Raw genomic sequence first — 4,294 nt, 5'->3', positions numbered from 1 at the left:
GTGCGGGGCCACCCACCCGCACCGCCCGCCCCCCTTCCCACCACACCCGAAGGGAAGCGCAGCCATGTCCGTAACCGGATTCCCGTCACCCGTCGCCGAATCGGCGGCCGGGAGGCTGGTCGCCGAGAACCTGGCGGCCGGCTCCTGGAACGACGCGGCGGTCAAGTTCGGCAACACCTTCGGCGCCGTCGCGGGCTTCCTGGGCATCCTGCTGGTGGTCTTCCTGGCCGCCGGTCGGGCCCGGGGCCGCCTGGCCCGACCGCTGGCGGTCGCGGTGTTCCTCGGCCCGGCGGTGCTGCTGCTGGCCGTCGGCCTGGTCGTGCCGCTGGTCCGCACGGTCTACCTCAGCCTCCAGAACGACGACGGCACCCGGTTCGTCGGCGGTGAGAACTTCGGCTGGGCCCTCACCTCCGACTCGGTGCAGAAGGTGCTGGTCAACACGCTGCTCTGGCTGGTGGTCGCGCCGCTCGTGGCGACCGGGCTGGGGCTGGTGCTGGCGCTGCTGGTCGACCGGATGCGCGGCCAGTCGGTGTACAAGTCGCTGATCTTCATGCCGATGGCGATCTCGCTGGTCGGCGCGTCGATCATCTTCAAGTTCGTCTACGAGTCGCGCGGGCCGGGCCAGCCGCAGATCGGCCTGCTCAGCCAACTCGCCGTCGCCGTGGGCTGGGACGATCCGCCGAACTGGCTGCTCTCGCAGCCGCTGAACACCTTCCTGCTGATGGCGGTGATGGTCTGGGTGCAGACCGGCTTCGCGATGGTGGTGCTGTCGGCGGCGATCAAGGCGATCCCGGACGAGGTGGTGGAGGCGGCCCGGCTGGACGGCGCGAGCGGGGTGCGGCTGTTCTGGTACGTCACCGTGCCGATGATCCGCACCACCGTGATGGTCGTACTGACCACCGTCATGATCATCACCCTGAAGGCCTTCGACATCGTCCGCACCATGACCGGCGGCAACTTCGGCACCCAGGTGCTGGCCAACGAGATGTACTCGCAGTCCTTCGTGCAGTTCAACTCCGGCCGGGGCAGTGCCCTCGCGGTGCTCCTCTTCCTCGCGGTGCTGCCGCTGGTGGCCTACAACATCGTGCAGCTGCGGAAGGAGCGTGAGGTCCGGTGACCGGGACGGGCGGCCGGGAGCGGCCGGCGGAGTCGGTGCGGTCGGTGAAGGCGGTGCGGCCGGTGAAGTCGGTGCAGCCGGTGCGGCCAGTGCGGAAGGCCTTCAGCAGTCCGCTGGCCTCGGTGTTCGTGATCGCGATGACGGTCCTCTGGACGATCCCGACGCTGGGCCTGCTGGTGACTTCTCTGCGCCCCAAGCAGGACGTGACGGCCAGCGGGTGGTGGAACGCCTTCCTCCATCCGGACCTCGGCCTCGGCAACTACCACTCGGTGCTGTTCGAGGGCGGGTCCGGCGCCTCCACCGGCCTGATGCCCTTCCTGGTCAACTCGCTGGCGATCAGCGTCCCGGCGACGGTCTTCCCGCTGGCACTGGCGGCGATGGCGGCGTACGCGCTGGCCTGGGTGCGGTTCCGGGGGAGCGACGCGGTCTTCTTCACGGTGTTCGCGCTCCAGGTGGTGCCGCTCCAGATGGCGCTCATCCCGCTGCTCCGGCTGTTCGCCGGCGGTGCGCACCTGGGCTCGCTGACGCTGATCCCAGCGGTGGACCTCAAGGGCAGCTACGCACCGGTCTGGCTGGCGCACACCATGTTCGCGCTGCCGCTGGCGGTGTTCCTGCTGCACAACTTCATCGCCCAGCTGCCGCGCGACCTGATGGAGGCCGCGGTGGTGGACGGCGCCTCGCACTTCAAGATCTTCCGCTCGATCGTGCTGCCGCTGTGCACCCCGGCGCTGGCCTCGTTCGCGATCTTCCAGTTCCTGTGGGTCTGGAACGACCTGCTGGTGGCGCTGACCTTCGCGGGCGGCACACCGGAGGTGGCGCCGATGACGGTGCGGCTGGCGCAGCTGTCCGGCTCCCTCGGCGGGCGCTGGGAGCTGCTCACGGCGGGGGCGTTCCTGTCGATCATCGTTCCGTTGATCGTCTTTTTCAGTCTCCAGCGCTACTTCGTCCGGGGGCTGCTGGCCGGATCGGTGAAGGGGTAGCCAGGGGAGTCCTGTGGTGGTGAGGTCATTCTGAACGCGTTCGAAATCGATTTTTGAACTTGTTCAGAATGGTCTACAGTCGGCAGCGGCCGGGCGTTGAGCGCGCCGGTCCGCGGGCCGCCCGACGGGTGGCGTCCGCATGCCTGCCGACCACTGAGGGGGACTCATGCCGGGCCCGTCCACGCCTGCCCCGTCCGATTCGCCCGGTCCGACCGAGTCGGCCGACTCGACCTCGCCGGGGTCGACTGAGTCGCTCGATCCGACTGGGTCACCTGACTCGACTGGGTCGCCCGACTTGATCGCGCCGGGGGCGACTGGGTCGTCCGACTTGACTGAGTCGCCCGACCTGACCGGGTCGCCCGATCTGGTCGCGCCGGGGTTGACCGAGTCTCCTGACCTGACTGGGGCACCTGACCTGACCGGGTCGCCCGATCCAGTCACGCCGGGATCGACTGGGTCACCCGACCCGACCAGGTCGCCCGATCCAGTCGCGCCGGGTCCGACCCAGTCGTCCAATCGGTACGACGCGTTCGACCCGTACGGTCCGTACCGCCTGGCGGGTACCCACCCGCAGAGCAGGCCGGGCTCGGGCCGGGCGCCCGGCGTGGCCGTGCCCTCGCCCCCCGCGTGGCTGGCCCCCAGTGCCCCCGAGCGCCGGTCGGGGGCCACCCCCAAGATCCTCCTGGCGGCCCTGCTCACCGGCCTGCTGACGGCCTGGATGCTCTACGACGGCCTGGGGCCCAACCTGCTGCTGCTCGGCGCCGCCACCGCCGTCGGGGCGGGGATCGCCGCCCGGACGGCCGGGCGCCGGATCCGGCCCTGGACGACGGTGTGGAGCCTGCTCGCCCTCGCCCTGCTCGCCGTCCCGGCCCGGTGGGACGCCGGCTGGCCCGCGGTGCCGGCCGTGGTCGGCGCGCTGGCGCTGGCCTCGCTGGCCCTGCACGGCGGCCGTCGCTGGCCGGGTGTGCTGTTCCCGCTGCCCGGCATCGTGTGGCAGCTGGTGTCCTCGGTGGTCTGGGTCTGGGAGAGCATGGACCGGCGGCCGCTGCCCGGCCGCGACCGGATCGTCCCGGTGCTCAAGGCGCTCGGGGTCGCCGCCGCCCTGCTGACCGTCTTCGGCCTGCTGTTCGCCAGCGCCGACGCCGCCATGGCGGATCTGCTGGGCGGTCTCAGTCCGGATCTCGACCTCGACCAGCTCCCGGGGCGCGGCGCGCTGTTCGTGCTCGGAACGGTGACCGTGCTGGGCTTCGCGCACATGGCCGCCGGCCCGCGCCGCTGGGACCGTACGGTGATCCGGCCGGGCCGGGAGCGGCGGCGGCTGGAGTGGGCGCTTCCGCTGATCGGGCTGAACCTGATGTTCGGTGTCTTCGCGGTGATCCAGGCCGTGGTGGTGCTCGGCGGAGCGGACGCCGTGCTGAGCAACACGGGGATGAGCCGCTCCGAGTACGCCCGGCAGGGCTTCTGGCAGCTGAGCGTGATCACCGTGCTGACGCTGGTCGTGGTGGCGGTCGCCAACCGCTGGGCGCCGCGCACCACCGTGGCCGACCGCCGGGTGGCGCGGATCCTGCTCGGGCTGCTCTGCCTGCTGGCGTTGGCCGTGGTGGCCTCGGCGCTCGGCCGGATGTGGTTCTACGTGGATGCCTCCGGGCTCACCCGGCTGCGGCTCTGGGTGCTGGTGGTCGAGGTCTGGCTGGGTGCCGTCTTCCTGCTGCTGATCGCCGCCGGGCTGACCCGCCGTGCCGGTTGGCTGCCGCGCGTCGTCGTCCTCAGCGGGATGCTCACCGTCGCGGTCTACGGCCTGATGGGCCCGGACGCGATCGTCGCCGAGCAGAACGTCACCCGGTACGAGCAGGCCCTGCGGGACGACCCGCGCGCCGCGGCCATCGACCTGCGCAACGTCCGCGGGCTCTCGGCGGACGCGGTACCCGCCCTGGACCGGCTCCCCGAGCCGCAGCGGAGCTGTGCGCTGCAGCTGATCGGGCAGCGCCTGGGGGCGGAGTCGAAGCCCTGGTACGCGACCAACCTCGCGGCCGCCCGGGCCCGGGAGATCCTGGCGGAGCGGCCGCGGGTCGACTCGACGACGGTCGGCCGTACGGCCTGCGATCAGGCGGGGCTGGCGTACGAGGCCTGGTAGACCGCCCGAGGGTGGAGGCGGGGGCCGCGGACAGCGGTAGGGCCGGCCGGGAGCGTGCTGCTC

Annotated in this window: 3 protein-coding genes; all 3 read left to right on the top strand. The window is 71.8% G+C overall.

What is annotated here, in order from left to right; genetic code table 11:
- Positions 1–64 precede the first annotated feature (64 nt).
- The 3 genes from ACFU7Z_RS37070 to ACFU7Z_RS37060 all read left to right on the top strand — a co-directional run bounded on the left by ACFU7Z_RS37070 (position 65) and on the right by ACFU7Z_RS37060 (position 4,231).
- Complete coding sequence (locus tag ACFU7Z_RS37070; protein ID WP_079272796.1) at positions 65–1,117, top strand: carbohydrate ABC transporter permease; 1,053 nt, start codon at positions 65–67, stop codon at positions 1,115–1,117.
- On the top strand, positions 1,114–2,097 hold the full coding sequence (locus ACFU7Z_RS37065) for a carbohydrate ABC transporter permease (protein ID WP_380782479.1): 984 nt from the start codon (positions 1,114–1,116) through the stop codon (positions 2,095–2,097). The genes ACFU7Z_RS37070 and ACFU7Z_RS37065 overlap by 4 nt, the downstream gene beginning before the upstream one ends.
- Positions 2,098–2,707: 610 nt before the next feature.
- A complete protein-coding gene (locus ACFU7Z_RS37060) occupies positions 2,708–4,231 on the top strand; it encodes a DUF4153 domain-containing protein (protein ID WP_380782477.1) in 1,524 nt (507 codons plus the stop codon).
- The last annotated feature ends 63 nt before the right edge of the window (positions 4,232–4,294 follow it).

This window comes from Kitasatospora sp. NPDC057518 (genome assembly GCF_042802075.1).
Taxonomy (GTDB): Bacteria; Actinomycetota; Actinomycetes; order Streptomycetales; family Streptomycetaceae; genus Kitasatospora.
Note: the sequence above shows the minus strand (reverse complement) of the source record. Positions and strands in the feature narration are given on the sequence as shown.